The 15,958-nt window shown below is 70.5% G+C and carries 20 protein-coding genes and 1 riboswitch; of the genes, 12 read left to right on the plus strand and 8 right to left on the minus strand.

Translation table 11 applies throughout. From position 1 onward, the window contains the following. Positions 1-9: 9 nt before the first annotated feature. Entirely contained in the window at positions 10-489 is a 480-nt protein-coding gene (locus tag V6V89_RS17060) for an XdhC family protein (protein ID WP_334620113.1), read from the plus strand. A 38-nt stretch (positions 490-527) separates the two neighbouring features. Then, complete coding sequence (locus tag V6V89_RS17065) at positions 528-1,490, plus strand: GNAT family N-acetyltransferase (RefSeq protein ID WP_334620114.1); 963 nt, start codon at positions 528-530, stop codon at positions 1,488-1,490. Here V6V89_RS17065 and V6V89_RS17070 read toward each other — a convergent pair. From V6V89_RS17070 to V6V89_RS17080, 3 genes are all read right to left on the minus strand, one after another. Then, positions 1,487-2,866, minus strand: coding sequence for a glycine--tRNA ligase (locus tag V6V89_RS17070; RefSeq protein ID WP_334620115.1), 1,380 nt, complete (start codon positions 2,864-2,866; stop codon positions 1,487-1,489). The genes V6V89_RS17065 and V6V89_RS17070 overlap by 4 nt on opposite strands. Positions 2,867-2,972: 106 nt before the next feature. Beyond that, positions 2,973-3,449: a hypothetical protein gene (locus V6V89_RS17075; RefSeq protein ID WP_334620116.1), complete on the minus strand. Its 477-nt coding sequence runs from the start codon at positions 3,447-3,449 to the stop codon at positions 2,973-2,975. 25 nt (positions 3,450-3,474) lie between these two features. After that, entirely contained in the window at positions 3,475-3,813 is a 339-nt protein-coding gene (locus V6V89_RS17080; RefSeq protein WP_334620117.1) for an antibiotic biosynthesis monooxygenase family protein, read from the minus strand. Between the two features lie 23 nt (positions 3,814-3,836). Between V6V89_RS17080 and V6V89_RS17085 the strand changes: the two genes are divergently transcribed. From V6V89_RS17085 to V6V89_RS17115, 7 genes are read left to right on the plus strand one after another with little or no spacing between them, the layout of a single operon-like run. Beyond that, positions 3,837-4,067: a hypothetical protein gene (locus tag V6V89_RS17085; protein WP_334620118.1), complete on the plus strand. Its 231-nt coding sequence runs from the start codon at positions 3,837-3,839 to the stop codon at positions 4,065-4,067. Positions 4,068-4,121: 54 nt separating this feature from the next. Beyond that, positions 4,122-5,075 (plus strand): metal ABC transporter substrate-binding protein, encoded by a 954-nt coding sequence (locus tag V6V89_RS17090; RefSeq protein WP_334620119.1) that lies wholly within the window; start codon positions 4,122-4,124, stop codon positions 5,073-5,075. Continuing rightward, positions 5,072-5,836, plus strand: coding sequence for a metal ABC transporter ATP-binding protein (locus V6V89_RS17095; protein ID WP_334620120.1), 765 nt, complete (start codon positions 5,072-5,074; stop codon positions 5,834-5,836). Before V6V89_RS17090 ends, V6V89_RS17095 begins: the two co-directional genes overlap by 4 nt. Beyond that, on the plus strand, positions 5,833-6,702 hold the full coding sequence (locus V6V89_RS17100) for a metal ABC transporter permease (RefSeq protein WP_334620121.1): 870 nt from the start codon (positions 5,833-5,835) through the stop codon (positions 6,700-6,702). Before V6V89_RS17095 ends, V6V89_RS17100 begins: the two co-directional genes overlap by 4 nt. Positions 6,703-6,731: 29 nt before the next feature. Beyond that, positions 6,732-7,031: an ArsR/SmtB family transcription factor gene (locus tag V6V89_RS17105; protein WP_265249529.1), complete on the plus strand. Its 300-nt coding sequence runs from the start codon at positions 6,732-6,734 to the stop codon at positions 7,029-7,031. Next, positions 7,031-7,432, plus strand: a complete 402-nt coding sequence (locus V6V89_RS17110; protein WP_334620122.1) for a Fur family transcriptional regulator — start codon at positions 7,031-7,033, stop codon at positions 7,430-7,432. The genes V6V89_RS17105 and V6V89_RS17110 overlap by 1 nt, the downstream gene beginning before the upstream one ends. A 38-nt stretch (positions 7,433-7,470) precedes the next feature. After that, entirely contained in the window at positions 7,471-8,067 is a 597-nt protein-coding gene (locus tag V6V89_RS17115) for a hypothetical protein (RefSeq protein ID WP_334620123.1), read from the plus strand. On the opposite strand, the gene V6V89_RS17120 is transcribed toward V6V89_RS17115, so the two are convergent. Genes V6V89_RS17120 through V6V89_RS17140 form a run of 5 tightly spaced genes read right to left on the minus strand, consistent with a single transcriptional unit; the run spans position 8,064 to position 12,995 of the window. Further along, positions 8,064-9,938: an acyl-CoA dehydrogenase family protein gene (locus V6V89_RS17120; protein ID WP_334620124.1), complete on the minus strand. Its 1,875-nt coding sequence runs from the start codon at positions 9,936-9,938 to the stop codon at positions 8,064-8,066. The genes V6V89_RS17115 and V6V89_RS17120 overlap by 4 nt on opposite strands. Positions 9,939-9,977: 39 nt before the next feature. Further along, positions 9,978-10,463, minus strand: a complete 486-nt coding sequence (locus tag V6V89_RS17125) for a DUF6328 family protein (protein ID WP_334620125.1) — start codon at positions 10,461-10,463, stop codon at positions 9,978-9,980. A gap of 36 nt (positions 10,464-10,499) precedes the next feature. After that, on the minus strand, positions 10,500-11,249 hold the full coding sequence (locus V6V89_RS17130; protein ID WP_334620126.1) for an SIS domain-containing protein: 750 nt from the start codon (positions 11,247-11,249) through the stop codon (positions 10,500-10,502). Between the two features lie 7 nt (positions 11,250-11,256). Next, positions 11,257-11,982, minus strand: a complete 726-nt coding sequence (locus tag V6V89_RS17135) for a TIGR03943 family putative permease subunit (protein WP_334620127.1) — start codon at positions 11,980-11,982, stop codon at positions 11,257-11,259. Beyond that, positions 11,979-12,995, minus strand: a complete 1,017-nt coding sequence (locus tag V6V89_RS17140; RefSeq protein ID WP_442935157.1) for a permease — start codon at positions 12,993-12,995, stop codon at positions 11,979-11,981. Before V6V89_RS17140 ends, V6V89_RS17135 begins: the two co-directional genes overlap by 4 nt. Before the next feature lie 75 nt (positions 12,996-13,070). After that, positions 13,071-13,183: riboswitch (TPP riboswitch) on the plus strand. On the opposite strand from V6V89_RS17140, the gene V6V89_RS17145 reads away from it, so the two are divergent. From V6V89_RS17145 to V6V89_RS17155, 3 genes are all read left to right on the plus strand, one after another. Next, positions 13,183-13,755 (plus strand): ECF transporter S component, encoded by a 573-nt coding sequence (locus tag V6V89_RS17145; protein ID WP_334620128.1) that lies wholly within the window; start codon positions 13,183-13,185, stop codon positions 13,753-13,755. Its footprint overlaps the riboswitch before it by 1 nt. A gap of 9 nt (positions 13,756-13,764) precedes the next feature. Beyond that, positions 13,765-15,111 carry an ABC transporter ATP-binding protein gene (locus tag V6V89_RS17150; RefSeq protein WP_334620133.1) on the plus strand — a complete coding sequence of 449 codons (1,347 nt, stop codon included), beginning with the start codon at positions 13,765-13,767 and terminating at the stop codon, positions 15,109-15,111. After that, positions 15,108-15,878 (plus strand): energy-coupling factor transporter transmembrane component T family protein, encoded by a 771-nt coding sequence (locus tag V6V89_RS17155; protein WP_334620129.1) that lies wholly within the window; start codon positions 15,108-15,110, stop codon positions 15,876-15,878. The genes V6V89_RS17150 and V6V89_RS17155 overlap by 4 nt, the downstream gene beginning before the upstream one ends. Positions 15,879-15,958 lie beyond the last annotated feature (80 nt).

Genomic DNA, 15,958 nt, shown 5'->3' on the forward strand with positions numbered 1-15,958 from the left:
GTCGTACCCGTGACCACCGATCCGGCGTGCGAGACCGCGCACGGAGGCCTGCCACCTGAGCCGAGCAGGCGCACGCTGGTGGCGGTGTTCGAGTCGCCGGTCGCCGATTACCTGCTGAAGTTCGCGGCCGACGTGGGATACCGCACGGTGCTGGTGGATCCGGCGCAGGGCGGCACCGTCAAGGCCGCCGGCCTCGACTCCGACACCGACGTGGTCGTGACCGACCATGACAGGCCCGAGTTGGGTGAGGTCCTTCGCGACGCGCTCGCCGAGACGACCCGGTGGATCGGCGTGATGGGCAGCCCGCGGCACGCCCCACCGCACATCGAGGCGCTGCGGGCGCTCGGCGTCACCGAGGCGGAGATCGACCGGGTGCACCGCCCGATCGGGCTCAACATCGGCTCGAAGGCGCCGGCCGAGATCGCGATCGCCACACTCGCCGGGCTCATCGCCGACCGGAATGGCCGTCCCGGCGGTTTCGACTTCTGATGGGCGGGCCCGTCGTGCGTCCGTACACGGACGCCGACATGCCGCGCCTTCAGGACGGGATGGCCGGGTGGATCGCCGAGGCGGGGCGCTGCGGGTACGACCACATCGGTGAACTGCCGCACCGCATCTATGAAAACCTCCGCGGCCGGCGCCCGGTGGGCGAGGTCGTGCAGGTGTGGGAGGACGGCGGCGAGATCGCCGGGCTGGCGATCAACGGCCGGTTCGGCGAGGCGTTCGACGTGTTGGCCGCGCCGGCCCTGCGCGGCACGGACGCCGAGCGCGAGATGCTGCGCACCGCCGCGGTGACCACGGCCGCCCTCACGACCGGCCAGTACGTGGCCACCGACCTCTTCGAGTGCGACGCCACCCGCATCCGGCTGCTCACCGCGCTGGGCTTCACGCACTTCCGCACCTGGGATCACGTCAACGAGGTCGACCTGACGGCACCGGTGCCGGAGCCGCGGGTGCCTGACGGATACGCGGTGCGCGCGGCTCGGATGAGCGACGCCGACGGGCTGGCCGAGGCGCGCAACGAGTCGTTCGGCGACGACTGGACGGGCGAGCGATACCGCTCCGAGTTCATGATGAAGCCGGGCTACGACCCCGACCAGGAGATCGTCGTGGAGGCGCCAGACGGGCGGATCGCCGCGTTCACGATCTGCTGGGTCGACCCGCGCAACCGGTCGGGGCACTTCGAGCCGGTCGGCACGCACCGCGACTTCCAGCGCCGAGGGCTGGCGCGGGCCGCGATGCTGTGGGGCATGCGCCGGATGGCGGAACGGGGCATCACGATGGCGTCCGTCAACCACAACGCCGAAAATGTGCCTGCTCGCAAGCTGTACGAGTCGATCGGGTTCACACGGCGGTTCGAGACCTACGGCTTCCGCCGCGAGACGGCGGCGATCAAGGCCGATTGCACCGATCAAGGGCAAACGCACGCGGATCAGAGATCAAACCACGTGCGCTTGCCCTTGATCGACGGAAAAGGGGGTGAGCGCTAGCAGCCGGGGAGGCGGTCCAACAGGTACCGCTCGACGGCGTCGAGGGCTACGCGCTCCTGCTTCATCGTGTCGCGGTCCCGGATCGTCACCGCGTCGTCCTGGAGCGTGTCGAAGTCGACGGTCACGCAGAACGGGGTGCCGATCTCGTCCTGCCGGCGGTACCGGCGGCCGATCGCCTGCGAGTCGTCGAACTCGACGATCCACCGCTTGCGGAGCGTGGCCGCCAGGCCGCGGGCCTTCGGCGACAGGTCGGTGTTGCGCGACAGGGGCAGCACCGCAACCTTGACCGGCGACAGCCGCGGGTCGAACCGCATCACCGTGCGCTTGTCGACACCGCCCTTGGTGTTGGGCGCCTCGTCCTCGTCGTACGCCTCCAGCAGGAAAGCCAGCACCGCGCGGGTGAGGCCGGCCGCCGGCTCGATCACGTACGGCACCCACCGCTCCTGCTTCTCCTGGTCGAAGTACGACAGGTCGACGCCGGAGTGCTTGCTGTGCGTGGAGAGGTCGAAGTCGGTGCGGTTGGCGATGCCCTCAAGCTCGGAGAACTCGGTGCCGCCGAACCGGAAGCGGTACTCGATGTCGACCGTCCGCTTCGAGTAGTGCGACAGCTTCTCCTTCGGGTGCTCGAAGTACCGCAGGTTGTCGGGCGACAGGCCGAGGTCGAGGTACCAGTTCCAGCGCTCCTGGAGCCAGTACTCGTGCCACTGCTCATCGGTGCCCGGCTCGACGAAGAACTCCATCTCCATCTGCTCGAACTCGCGGGTCCGGAAGATGAAGTTGCCCGGGGTGATCTCGTTGCGGAACGACTTGCCGACCTGTGCGATGCCGAACGGCGGCTTCTTGCGGGCCGAGGTCTCGACGTTGCGGTAGTTGACGAAGATGCCCTGCGCGGTCTCGGGCCGCAGATAGTGCAGGCCCTCCTCGCTCTCGACCGGGCCGAGGAAGGTCTTCATGAGGCCGTTGAACATGCGTGGCTCGGTGAAGGTGCCCTTGTTGCCGCAGTTCGGGCAGTTGAGCTCGGCGAGGTCGGCCGGCGGGCGGCCGTGCTTGGCCTCGTACGCCTCTTCGAGGTGGTCGGCGCGGAACCGCTTGTGGCAGGACTGGCACTCGGTCAGCGGGTCGACGAACGCGTCGAGATGGCCCGAGGCTGCCCACACGTCCTTGGCAAGGATCACCGCGGAGTCGAGGCCGACGATGTCGTCGCGCTGCTGGACCATCGAGCGCCACCACTGCCGACGGACGTTCTCCTTCAACTCCACGCCGAGCGGGCCGTAGTCCCAGGCCGAGCGGGTGCCCCCGTAGATCTCGCTGGAGGGGAAGACGAAGCCTCGGCGCTTGGCGAGGCTGACAACGGCGTCGATGCGATCGGCTGGCATGGGTTTCCTCCTACGCCGGCTGGCGGTCGGCGGGGATGGGCGGGTGGACGAGATGAACAACGGATGTCACCACCGTACGGTTACCGGCGGCGCAAACCCCAGCAGATTACTCCGCGAAGCCGCACACCCTGAACTCGCCGCTGCCGGTGTCCTGGTCCATGGCCACCCGCACCGTGTCGCGATCACCACTCGCGTAGGTGAGGTCGGTGGGCAGCGTGAGGTCGACGAGATCGACATCGCCGAAGGAGTACGAGGCGATCCGCGGCTCGCGGGACATGCGGGAGCTGAACTGCTCGGGCGTCTCGTCGTTACGAATCTCGTCGCAGAGCAGGTCGTACGCCTCGTTGTACTGCTGCTCGCGCAGGGCGTCGAAGTAGTCTCCGGCCACGGTCTGGACCTGCTCGTTCACCGCCTCGGTACCGGTGATGATGAACCCGACCAGAGCGGTGCCGCCCGCGCCGCAGCACAGCAGCGTGGCGAGGCCGGCCACGCCCAGCGCCATCCAGAGCCGGAACGAGCGCCCCTCGGTCGGTGGCGCCGCGAAGGGCGGCGTGACCCCCGGACCGGGTGGCGGCGACGTCATGACGGCAAGCGTAATGTGCGAGCGCTCAGGGGAAGTCGGGGGCGCGGTCGCTCGCCGTCGCCACCACCTGGCCGCCGGGCTCGGCGGCCGCGAGCGCCTCGTACGCGGACGGCTCGTCGAGCGACTCCGCGAGCAGTGGCGTGGCGTACACCTTGACGTCGAAGTGGCCGAGGGCCCGCCGATACGTGCCGACCGACTCCCACTCGGTCACCAGGCACCAGTGGCTCGGCTCGTCGAGCGAGCGGGTGAGCTGGCCACGCACGTAGCCGGGGCGGGCGGCCAGGGCGGCGAGGGCGGCGTGTGCCCGTTCGGTGAACGCGGCCGCCGCGTTTTCGTCGACCAGGAACCGGTTCAGAACCAACACGAGCCACTCCCTACAGTGATCCGATGAAGCTTACGCGGCTGAGTCCCACCGCCGTGTTCCTCGCCACGCTGGCGCTGGCGCTGGTGGCGCTGTTCACTCCCGGCGTGGTCGGCGGACTGTTGATGCTGCTCCTCGCTGGCGCGCTCATCTACCTGATGACCATGAGCTGGCCTGTGCAGACGCCCGGCAACCGCGCCGTCCGGCTCGTGATCCTCACACTCCTGATCGCTGTCGGCCTCGCCAAGATTATGTGAGCCAGACTCATGCGCTTTTGACAATCATTATCATTGAGGCGGAGAGTTGGGGTCATGCGTAACCGCACCACCCCCCGCACCCTGCTCGCCACGGGCGCCGCGGCGCTCGCGCTGACCGGCCTCACGGCCTGCGGCGACGACAACGCCAGCTCCGCCAGCGCCAGCAAGCTGGACGTCGTGGCCGCCTTCTACCCGCTGCAGTTCGTCGCCGAGCGGGTCGGTGGCGACGCCGTCTCTGTGACAAACCTGGTCAAGCCCGGCGCGGAGCCGCACGACCTGGAGCTGAACCCCGACCAGGTGGCGCAGCTCACCGACGCGAAGTTCGTCGTCTACCTCAAGGGGTTCCAGCCCGCCGTCGACGAGGCGGTCACCCAGCAGGCCAGCGACAAGGCGTTCGACGTCACCACGGCGGTGCCGCTCATCGACGGCGCGGCGCACGAACACGAGGGCGAGGAAGCTCCGGAGGAGGAGCACGAGGAGGAGACCGGCGGCAAGGACCCGCACGTCTGGCTCGATCCCACCCGCCTGGCCACCATCGGCGACGCGGTCGCCAAGCGGCTCGGCGAGACCGATCCGGACCGCGCCGCCGACTACACGGCCCGCGCGGCCACCTTGCGCTCCGACCTCGCAAAGCTCGACGAGGAGTACGACGCCGGCCTCAAGACCTGCCAGCGCCGGGAGATCGTCACCAGCCACAGCGCGTTCGGGTACCTGGCCGACCGGTACAAGCTGGAGCAGATCGGCATCACCGGGCTCACGCCCGAGGACGAGCCCTCGCCGCAGCGGCTGGCACACGTCACCGAGGAGGCCAAGGAGCACAAGGCCACCACGATCTTCTTCGAGACCTTGGTCAGCCCGAAGGTCGCCGACACCATCGCCAAGGAGGTCGGCGCCCAGACAGCGGTGCTCGATCCGCTGGAAGGGCTGCAGCAGGGCAGCAGCGAGGACTACTTTTCGGTCATGCGGAAAAACCTGTCCACCCTGCGCCCGGCGCTGGGGTGTTCGTGACGGCTGAGCCAGCCGTTGACATCGCGCACGGGGTGGTCGGTTACGCCGACCGCCCCGTGCTTCATGACGTGTCCCTGTCGGTACCGGCCGGCGAGGTGGTGGCGATCCTCGGTGCCAACGGCTCCGGCAAGTCCACTCTGGTGCGCGCCATCCTCGGGCTTGTGCCGCTGCGGGGCGGCACCGTGCGACTCTTCGGCACACCACTCAAGCGGTTCCGGCAGTGGCGACGGGTCGGGTACGTGCCGCAGCGGATGGGCGCCGGCAGCGGGGTACCGGCCACCGTGGCCGAGGTCGTCGCATCGGGACGCCTGGCCCGCCGGGGCATCCTGCGTCCACCGGGCCCGGCCGACCGGACAGCCGTGACCGCGGCACTGACCGCCGTGGGCCTCGCCGACCGCGCCGCCGAGCCGGTCGCCACCCTCTCCGGCGGCCAGCAGCAGCGCACCCTCATCGCCCGGGCGCTCGCCGGCGAGCCCGAACTGCTCGTGCTCGACGAGCCCACCGCCGGCGTCGACGCCGGCAGCCAGACCGCGTTCGCCGACGCGCTGCGGGGCTTCGTCGACACCGGCGGTACCGTGCTGCTGGTGGCACACGAGCTCGGACCGCTCCAGCCGCTGATCAACCGGGCTGTCGTGGTACACGATGGCAAGATCGCGCACGACGGCGCCGCACCGGCGCCGGCCGGTCACCACGCCGCGCCGGACCACGACCACGTGCACCCGCACGCGCCCGAGGACCCACCAGGTGCCTGGCTGACATGAACCTGTTCCAGTACGACTTCATGATCCGCGCGCTGATCGGCGCGCTGGTCATCGGTCTCGCCGCGCCCGCGCTGGGCATCTACCTGGTGCAGCGCAAGATGTCGCTGATCGGCGACGGCATCGGCCACGTGGCACTTACCGGCGTCGGCGTCGGGCTGCTGCTCGACCGCTCCCCCGTGATCACCGCGGTGATCGTCGCGGCTGCCGGCGCGGTGGCGATCGAACTGCTGCGCGAGCGCGGCCGCACCTCCGGTGACCTGGCCCTCGCGCTGCTCTTCTACGGCGGCATCGCGGGCGGCGTCATGCTCGTCGGCCTGTCCAGCAACCGGAGCAACGCCAGCCTGATGGCGTACCTCTTCGGCTCCCTGACCACGACCTCGCGCACCGACCTCGTGGTCATCGGCGTCCTGGGCGTCGTGGTCCTCGCCGCGATGCTGCTGCTGCGCCCGGCGCTCTTCGCGATCTGCCACGACGAGGAGTACGCCCGGGTGTCCGGGTTGCCGGTGCGCGCGCTGAACATCCTGATCGCGATCGCCGCCGCGGTGACCGTGACGATCGCGATGCGCACCGTCGGCCTGCTGCTGGTCAGCGCGCTCATGGTGGTGCCGGTGGCGGCGGCGCAGCAGGTGACCCGCGGCTTCCGCAGCACGATGGCCGCCGCGATGGCACTCGGCGTGCTCTGCGCCGGGCTGGGCGTGTGGCTGGCCGGCGAGATCGACACGGCGGTGGGTGCCACGATCGTGGTGCTGGCGATCGCCGGGTTCCTGACGGTGGCGGTCTGCGCCGCGGCCTGGCGGGCGATCCGGCGGCGGCCGTTCACCCGTACCGCTGAGGTTGAACCGCCGGACGTGATCCTGGAGCGCTGAGCCGACCAGACATTGGTTACCGTTGCAAGGTGACCACGACGACCGGCTACGAGGCGTACGAGGGTGCGGGCGAGCTGCTGCGCGCCCTGTCGGCGCCGATCCGCGTGGCGATCGTCACGGAACTCGCCGACGGGGAACGCTGCGTGCATGAGCTCGTCGACAAGCTCGGCGCGCCGCAGCCGCTCGTCTCCCAGCACCTGCGGGTGCTGCGCGGAGCCGGGGTCGTCCGTGGAGCCCGGCGCGGTCGCGAGATCGCGTACACGCTGGTCGACGAGCACATCGCCCATATCGTCGCCGACGCGGTCAGCCACGCCCGGGAGGCAAGATGATGACCGAGGACGGGGCCGGAACGGTCCGCAACACCCGGCAGCGCACGGCGGTCAGCGCCCTGCTGCGCGAGGTGGAGGGGTTCCACAGCGCCCAGGAGTTGCACGCCATGCTGCGCGACCGGGGCGAGCGGGTCGGCCTGACCACGGTCTACCGCACGCTCCAGGGGCTCGCGGACAGCGGCGAGGTCGACGTGATGCGCCCACCGGGCGGCGAGCACCTGTACCGGCGGTGCAGCGAAGGGCACCACCATCACCTCGTCTGCCGCTCCTGCGGCCGTACGGTCGAGGTGGAGGGGCCCACCGTGGAGGCGTGGGCCGAGCGAGTCGCGTCGCAGCACGGGTACGCGGGCGTCTCGCACACGTTGGAGATCTTCGGCACGTGCCCGTCATGCGCGCGCTGACTCGGTGATCTTGGCGGTCGTGCCCGACGCTTGACGGTGTGAAGATTTACGCCGATCGCGTCCCGACCGCTCTCCGCCAACTCGTCACCGACTTGCTCGTCGTCGCCTGGGTGTACGCGTCGATCCGGGTCGCGATGTGGGTGTACGACCTGATCGAAAAGCTCGCCGTGCCCGGGCAGAAACTGGAAGGCGCCGGCACCGGCATCGCCGACAACCTCTCCGACGTCAGCGGCAAGGTCGGCCGGATACCGGTGGTAGGCGACGACCTGACCGAGCCGTTCGAGAGCGCCGCCAATGCCGCCCGCTCATTGTCCGACGCCGGTCAGGGCCAGCAGGACGTGGTGGCCGACCTGGCGTGGGCGCTGTCGCTGGGGCTGCTGGTGTTTCCGCTCGGGCTCGTGCTGTTCTTGTGGCTGCCGCTGCGCGTCCGCTGGATGCGCCGTGCCGGCGCAGCGGCCACCCTGCGCAAGGGGCCCGCCGGGCGCGACCTGCTCGCGCTGCGGGCGCTGGCCAACCAGCCGCTGCGCAAACTGACGCGCATCGACCCGGACGTGGCCGAGGCCTGGCGCCGAGGCGACGACGACGTCGTCGACGCCCTCGCGGCGCTCGAACTGCGCGCGTTGGGCCTGCGCTAGCGGGGGATGCGACGGCGGGCGTCCTCCGATGTGGACGGGCCGGGCTCCCAATGGGCTACCCATGGGAGGTCGGCCGGTGGGATCACGACGCCCTCCTCCAGCCAGGCGTAGCGGCCGTCCAGGATGCGCTTCGCCGCCACCGCGTCGCGGCTGTCGGTGTTGTCCCACAGCCCGTCGAAGAGCGCCTCGGCACGCAGCCGCGCCTGTCGGCAGAAGAGGTCGGCCAGTTCGACGCCCTCGGGCCGGTCGCCCCGCTGGGCGCGGGCCCGTACGCACACGGCGGACATCGCGAACAGCTCGGCTCCGATGTCGACGATCCGCGCGAGGAAGCCCTGCTTTCGCTCCAGCTTTCCCTGCCAGCGGGACATCGCGTAGAACGTCGACCTGGCCAGCTTGCGGGACGCCCGTTCCACGTACCGCAAGTGCGTGGCGAGCGGCCCGAACTCACCGTACCCGGTGGGCACCTGCCCCTTACCGACCGTGAGGGTCGGCAGCCACCGGGCGTAGAACGCGCCCGCCTTTGCCCCGGCGCGCGCCTTGCGCCCCAGATTGGCGTCCGGGTCGATGATGTCGCCGGCCACGGACAGGTGCGCGTCGACCGCTTCGCGGGCGATGAGAAGGTGCATGATCTCGGTGGAGCCTTCGAAGATCCGGTTGATGCGCAGGTCACGCAGGATCTGCTCGACCTCGGCGGGGCGCTCGCCCCGGGCGACCAGCGACTCGGCGGTCTCATACCCCCGCCCGCCCCGGATCTGGATCAGCTCGTCGGCGACCTGCCAGGCCATCTCACTGGCGTACAGCTTGACCAGCGCCGCCTCGATCCGGATGTCGTTGCGGTCGTCATCGGCGATCATGCAGCAGAGGTCCAACATGGACTCCATCGCGTACGTGGTCGCGGCGATGAACGCGAGCTTCTTGGCGACCGCCTCGTGCTGCCCGACCGCCCGGCCCCACTGCACCCGATCGGCGGCCCACAGGCGGGCCACGTTGAGCGACCACTTGCCGGCGCCGACACACATCGCAGGCAGCGAGAGCCGCCCGGTGTTGAGCGTGGTCAGTGCGATCTTGAGCCCCTTGCCGAGGCCACCGATGACGTTCTGTTCCGGGACGAAGACGTCGTGGAACCGGGTCACGCTGTTTTCCAGGCCGCGCAGGCCGAGGAACGCGTTGCGCCGCTCGATCGTGATGCCCGGTGAGTCGCCCTCGACGACGAACGCGGTGATGCCCTTGTCGGGGACCCGGGCCATGACGACGAGCAGCGTCGCGACCGTGCCGTTGGTGGCCCACAGCTTGACGCCGTTGAGCTTGTAGCCGCCCTCGACCGGCTCGGCGATGGTGGCGAGGCGCGCCGGGTCTGAGCCGACGTCCGGCTCGGTCAGGAGGAAGGCGGATACCTCGCCGGACGCGAGCCGGGGCAGGAACGCCTTCTTCTGCTCGGGGGTGCCGAAGAGCTTGAGCGGCTGCGGCACGCCGATGGACTGATGTGCGGAGAGCAGCGCGCCGATCGACGGGTTCACGGAGCCGACGAGCGTCAGCGCCTTGCAGTAGTGCAGGTGGGAGAGGCCGAGCCCGCCGTACTCCTTGTCGATCTTCATGCCGAAGGCGCCGAGTGCGGCGAGGCCCTGGAAGACCTCGTCGGGGATACGCGCCTCCCGCTCGATGCGGGCGCCGTCCACTTCGGAGCGCACGTAGGCGTCGAGCTTGCCGAGGAAATCGGGCTCGGGCTCCGGCTCCGGCCACGGATCGATCAGGTCGAGGCGAAATCGGCCGAGAAAGAGCTCCTTGCCGAAGCTCGGCTTGCGCCAGTCCGACTCGCGAGCCGCCTCGGCGACCTGACGGGCCTGCTTTTCCGAAACGTTTGTCCCGGTCACGGCGTACCCCCTTGCCCCAGTGCTGTGACGTGTCCCACGCTACCGGCGAGTATTACCGTGTGGTAGGGGTTCATCGGTCCAGTTCCGGCGCAGGAACGGAAGGAACGCCCAGAATGTGAGGAACCACAGCGCGGTCGCCCCGCTGAGTATCAGCGCGATCGGGCGGGCCAGCAGGAAGTCGGTGATCAGCAGAACCGAGGCCACCATCGCCACCAGGGTGAAGGCCAACCCGCCGGTCGCCATGCTGTGTGCGAAGCGCACCAGCTCCGGCTTGCGGCCGAGCCGGAAGAGCGCCCGGTGAAACGCCACCGGCGAGATGATCAGCGCTGCCGAGCCAGCCGCGGCGAGCAGCGCGACGATGTACACATCCCGCTGGAAACCGCTCGCCTTCGGAAACTCCGCGCTGAACGGCAGTATCAGCAGGAAGGCGAAGAGGATCTGCACTCCGGTCTGCGCGACACGCAACTCCTGCAGCAGATCGGCGAAGTTACGGTCCCAGCGCTGTTTTTCGGTCTCCTCCTCCACGATCCAGAGATCTGCCCGAAAACGGCGATGATCAAACTATCCGCCGCGGCGGATGCGCCCCGCGTACCGGGCCTCCAACGCGGTGTTGTGGTCGTCGCCGCCGGGGATGTTCGCCGACAGGTACACCGGAGGCCGCTCCCCCGCCTCGACCAGCCGCCGCACCACCTCGACCACGACCTGCTGGGCGAGCAGCGCGGCGGTGATCGACGAGACCGCGCCCACCGCGCCGCCACCGGGCAGCGGCAGGGTCGCGTCACCGTACGGCGCGCCGTTGTCGAGCACCACGTCGGCCACGTCTGCGAGCTTGCGGCCCGACGGATGACGGGACTGCACGCGCTCCGAGTGCTCCCGCGACGTGATCGCGATCAGGCCGTGTCCGCGCTCCTTGACGAGGATCGCGAACTCCACCATCGCCCCGTTGACGCCGGAGTTCGACGCCAGCACGAAGACGTCAGCTGGCTCGATGGGCGCCAGCGCGTACAGCTTGTGCGCCACCGTGAGGTCGCGCTCCAGGAACGGGCTGAGGATGCTTGCCGGCTCGCCGCCCCTCAGCACCAGGTCGCGCAGCGCGATCCGGTTGGTGGGCACGAGGCCGCCGGCCCGTCCGGCGATCTCCATCGCCAGGGCCTCGGAGTGCCCGGTGCCGAACGCCTGCACCACGCCGTCCGTGCGCAACGCCGCCACGATCAGGTCGGCGGCACGGCCCACCTCGTCGCGCTGGCCGCTGGCGACCCGGTCGATGGTCTCGGTGACGATCTTCAGGTAGCCGTCGGCACTCAAACTCATCTATGCCCTACTCGTACTGCTGCTTCGGCGGATCGATCTGCCGCCACGACTCGACCTCGATGAACGGGATGGAGTCGTCGTTCACGGGGTCGGTGGCGGTGCGGTCGGTGTACGTGCCGACGACCTCGACCCAGGTGTCGGTCGCCAGACCGCTGGGCGCGTCACCCGACATGCCCACCTTGATCGGCCGGCCGTCTGCGGCGCAGCAGGACAGGATTATGCGCGCGAGGATCGGCTGGCCATCGGCGCCCTGCGCGATGAAGCCGGTGAGCTGCACCCGGCGGTCACCGATCGAGGCGCCCTTGTCGAAGACCGCCCGCGACGCGTAGTCGAGCACGGTGATCGGCGCCGGATCACCCTCGGGAAGCGGCGGGTAGTCGGACATCTGCTGCTGGTTGGACAGCGCCGTACCCGCCTGGCCGGCCGCGTACGAGCCGAGGGCCGGCGGGGCCACGAGCAGCAGGCCGAGCACGGGCAGGATCAAGAACCAGCCAACTCGCGGCTCGCGGTGCGGCTTACCGTCGCCATGGTCGTGGTCGTGACCGCTTGCAGCCGGCTTTCGCAGGTCGTAGAAGAGCGTCATCACGGCCGCTGCGATCAGCAGCACGCCCGCCGCGATCAGGAACGGCCGCAGTCCCTCCTTGACGTACCGGAGGTACATGTCGGTGACGCTGGCCTTCACCACCGCGCCGCCGAACAGCAGCATCACGACCGCCTGCGCCTGTCTGTTCACAGCAGCACCGCCCCTACCGCCACGGCGATCAGGACGCACACCGCGAACGTCGTCGGGGCGAACCGGAAGGCGAACCGCCGCCCGAACACCCCGGCCTGCATCGAGATCAGCTTGAGGTCGACCATCGGGCCCACGACCAGGAACACCAGCCGGGAGGTCAGCGAGAACTGCGACAGGGACGCCGCCACGAACGCGTCAGCCTCCGAGCAGATCGACAGCAGCACGGCCAGTACCGCCAGCGCGATGATCGAAAGAATCGGGTTGTCAGCGAGCGTCTGGAGCCACCGCTCGGGCACCACGACGTTGATGGTCGCGGCCGCCATCGCACCCACCACCAGGAACCCGCCCGCGTGCACCACGTCGTGCCGGACCGCCGCCCAGAACGCCTGCCCGCGCGGCACCCCGTCGAGGTCGGGCCTATGGGGCAGGCGGATCCACTCGGCGCGGCCGAGCCTCAGCCACAGCCAGCCCATGATCATGGCGACGATGAGACTGGCGACGCCCCGGCCGACGACCATCTCCGGGTTGTTGGGAAACGCGACCGCCGTCGCGGCGAGCACGATCGGGTTGATAGCGGGCGCGGCCAGCAGGAACGCCAGCGCCGCCGCCGGGGTGACCCCACGGCGGATCAGCGACCCGGCGATCGGCACCGCGCCGCACTCGCAGCCGGGCAGGATCATGCCCGCGCCGCTCGCTACGGGGACTGCGAGAGCCGGGTGTTTGGGGAGCGCCTTGGACCAGAACGAGCGAGGGACGTACACCGCGATCACGGCCGACAGTGCGACGCCGAAGACCAGGAACGGCACGGCCTGCACCATCACGGAGACGAACACCGTGGTCCAGGTCTGCAGCCGGGGGTTGGAGATCGCGTCCGCCAGCGGGTTACGGAAGAGCACCAGCAGGACGAGCAGGACCGCGAGCACCTCGACCGAGCCGATGCGGTCGCCAAACAGCCGTCGCGGCGGCGGAGAGTCGTGCGTCTCCTGCGCGGTCCCGGGGTCGACAGCGGTCACGACAGGACGATCCCTTTCACAGGCGACGGGCCGCCCCAGAGTAACGCACGTGGCCTGCGGTGTAACGTTGATGAGAACAACCGACAGGGGAGCGCACAGCGCTGAGAGTGCGGCCGCGATGACGCGGCACGCAGACCCTCGAACCTGATCTGGGTAATGCCAGCGCAGGGAGTCCGGAGGACGTTACATGTCACCTACTCGATGGCGCACCGTCGACATCGTCGTCGCTGCCGTGCTCGGCGTCGCGTTCGGCGTGATCTTCTGGGCCTGGGGTCTGCTCTGGGAAGGCCCGGCCAACGCCATACCGCTGCCGGGCCGCGCGCTCATCTACGGCGTCTGGCTGCTGCCCGCGGTACTTGGCCCGCTGGTCATCCGCAAGCCGGGCGCCGGCATCTTCACCGAGCTGGTCGCCGCCCTCGTCTCCACGCTCCTCGGCTCGCCGTGGGGCCTGCTCACCGTGCTGTACGGCCTGTTCCAGGGGGCGGCCGGCGAGTTCGCGTTCGCCGCCACCGGATACCGGCAGTGGCGCCTGCCGACCGCGATCGTCGGCGGCGCGCTGGCCGGTGGCGCGGCCACGCTCCTCGACCTCATCAACTACTACCCCGACACCTCGACGGGCTGGAAGTGGGCGTACGGCGCGCTCGTCGTGCTCAGCTCCGCGGTCATCGCCGGTGGCGGCGCCTGGGCGCTGACCCGCGCGCTGGCGCAGACCGGCGTGCTGGACCGCTTCCCCGCGGGCCGCGACCGCGTCACGGTCTAGGCACGGGTGATCAAGCTCAGCGCGTTCGGGTGGCGGCACGCCGGCCGGAAACGGTGGGCGCTGCGCGACCTCGACCTGCGGGTCGAGCGCGGCGAGCGGGTGCTCCTGCTCGGGCCCTCGGGCGCCGGCAAGAGCACGCTGCTCGCCGCGCTCGCCGGCCTGCTCGCCGCCGACTCCGGTGAACGCGAAGGCACCGTCGACGTCGACGGGCGGGCCGGCATCCTCTTCCAGGACCCCGAGACGCAGCTCGTCATGGCGCGCTCCGGCGATGACGTGGCGTTCGGGCCCGAAAACCTCGGCGTACCGCCGGACCAGATCTGGCCGCGCGTCGACGAGGCGCTGCGGCGGGTCGGCTTCCCCTATGGCCGAGACCGCCCCACCGCGGCCCTGTCCGGCGGCGAACAGCAGCGCCTCGCGCTCGCCGGCGCCCTCGCGCTCCGCCCCGACGTGCTGCTGCTCGACGAGCCCACCGCCAACCTCGACCCCGAAGGCGCCGACCTTGTGCGCGGCGCGCTTGCCCGGGCCCTCGACCCCGACAGCACGCTGATCCTCGTCGAGCACCGGGTCGCCGAGGCGCTGCCGCTCGTCGACCGGGTCGTCGTGCTGGAGCCGGGCGGCGGCGTGCGCGCGGACGGCCCCCCCGAGAAGGTGTTCGCAGAGCACGGCGACCGGCTCGCCGAAGCGGGTGTGTGGGTGCCGGGCCATCCAGTGCCGCCGCGGCGCGCCGTCCGCGCGCCGGGAAAGGCGCTGCTGTGCGCGGAAAAGGTCGCCCTTCGCGATCGCTTGGCCGCCACCGATCTGACGGTACTGGAGAACGAGGCGCTCGCGGTCCTCGGGCCGAACGGCGCCGGCAAGTCCACATTGGCCCTCATATTGGGTGGCCTTCTCAAGCCCACCGAGGGCCGGGTGCGCGCGACCGAGGCGTTGGCCGGCAGCGAGGCGGCAACTCCCCCGCACCGCTGGCGGGCGCGCGCACTGGCACGGCGGATCGGTTCGGTCTTCCAGGATCCCGAGCACCAGTTCGTCACCGCACGGGTCCGCGACGAACTCGCCATCGGCGCCGATCCATCCACTGTGGACGTACTATTGGGACGGTTGCATTTGGACCGGCTGGCCGGTGCCAACCCGTACACCTTGTCAGGTGGCGAGGCGCGGCGGCTGAGCGTCGCGACGGCGCTGGCGGCGGCGCCACGCCTGCTGATTCTGGACGAGCCCACGTTCGGCCAGGACCGGCGCACGTGGATCGAGCTGGTCGACCTGCTGGCCGACCTGCGCGACGCCGGCCACGGCGTCGTCGCCGTCACCCACGACCGCGACTTCGTCGAGGCCCTCGCCGACCGCACGGTGACGTTATGAACGGGATACTCGCGCGCCGCAACCCAGTCGCCAAGCTGGCCGCGGCACTGGTCTTCACACTCGCGCTCGTCGTGACGCTCGACCCGCTGACCCCTGCCATCGCGATCGGGATCGAATTGGCGGTGGTCCCGCTGTTCGGGCTGAGCTACCGCACACTGGCCCGGCGCGCGTGGCCGCTGCTACTGAGCGCTCTCGGCGTGGTGGTGACGATCGTGCTGTTCGCGGCCGACCGCAGCGGTGACCGGCTTTTCGACATCGGCCCGGTGGTCGTCACGACCGGGGTCCTCACCGCGGCGCTGGGCCTGGCCCTGCGCGTCGTGGCGATCGCCCTGCCCGGCGTGCTGGTCTTCGCGTCCACCGACCCGACCGACCTCGCCGACGCGCTGGTGCAGAACGCCCGCGCACCGCACCGATTCGCGATCGGGGCGCTGGCGGCATTCCGGCTGGCGCCGCTGATGCGGCAGGAGTGGCAGGAGCTGACCATGGCCCGGCGCGCCCGCGGGATCGACGCCGGCCGCAACCCGGTGGCCGCGCTGCGCCTCTTCGCGTCGACGTCGTTCGCGCTGCTGGTAGGCGCGATCAGGCGCGGCACCCGGCTGGCGACCGCCATGGACGCGCGCGGCTTCGACTCGGGCACACCCCGCACATACGCCCGCGTCCAACACTTCCGCCTGGCGGATGCCGCCTTGATCGCCGCCGCGATGGCGGTAGCGACCGCCACTCTGGCAATCTCCGTAGCCGCCAACACCTTCCGCCCCCTCCTCTAACCACCCCCGCCCGCACGCCCCCGCCCGCACGCCCCCGCCCGCACGCCCCCGCCCGCACGCCCCCGCCCGCACGCCCCCGC

Origin of the sequence: Micromonospora sp. CPCC 206061, from assembly GCF_036906915.1 — a bacterium.
GTDB lineage: Bacteria > Actinomycetota > Actinomycetes > Mycobacteriales > Micromonosporaceae > Phytohabitans.

Excerpts from the sequence above, each read along its gene's own strand:
- V6V89_RS17065 (WP_334620114.1), top strand. The coding sequence starts at position 528 with ATGCCGCGCCTTCAGGACGGGATGGCCGGGTGGATCGCCGAGGCGGGG.
- V6V89_RS17070 (WP_334620115.1), bottom strand. The coding sequence starts at position 2,866 with ATGCCAGCCGATCGCATCGACGCCGTTGTCAGCCTCGCCAAGCGCCGA.
- V6V89_RS17075 (WP_334620116.1), bottom strand. The coding sequence starts at position 3,449 with ATGACGTCGCCGCCACCCGGTCCGGGGGTCACGCCGCCCTTCGCGGCG.
- V6V89_RS17085 (WP_334620118.1), top strand. The coding sequence starts at position 3,837 with ATGAAGCTTACGCGGCTGAGTCCCACCGCCGTGTTCCTCGCCACGCTG.
- V6V89_RS17090 (WP_334620119.1), top strand. The coding sequence starts at position 4,122 with ATGCGTAACCGCACCACCCCCCGCACCCTGCTCGCCACGGGCGCCGCG.
- V6V89_RS17100 (WP_334620121.1), top strand. The coding sequence starts at position 5,833 with ATGAACCTGTTCCAGTACGACTTCATGATCCGCGCGCTGATCGGCGCG.
- V6V89_RS17110 (WP_334620122.1), top strand. The coding sequence starts at position 7,031 with ATGACCGAGGACGGGGCCGGAACGGTCCGCAACACCCGGCAGCGCACG.
- V6V89_RS17130 (WP_334620126.1), bottom strand. The coding sequence starts at position 11,249 with ATGAGTTTGAGTGCCGACGGCTACCTGAAGATCGTCACCGAGACCATC.
- V6V89_RS17145 (WP_334620128.1), top strand. The coding sequence starts at position 13,183 with ATGTCACCTACTCGATGGCGCACCGTCGACATCGTCGTCGCTGCCGTG.
- V6V89_RS17155 (WP_334620129.1), top strand. The coding sequence starts at position 15,108 with ATGAACGGGATACTCGCGCGCCGCAACCCAGTCGCCAAGCTGGCCGCG.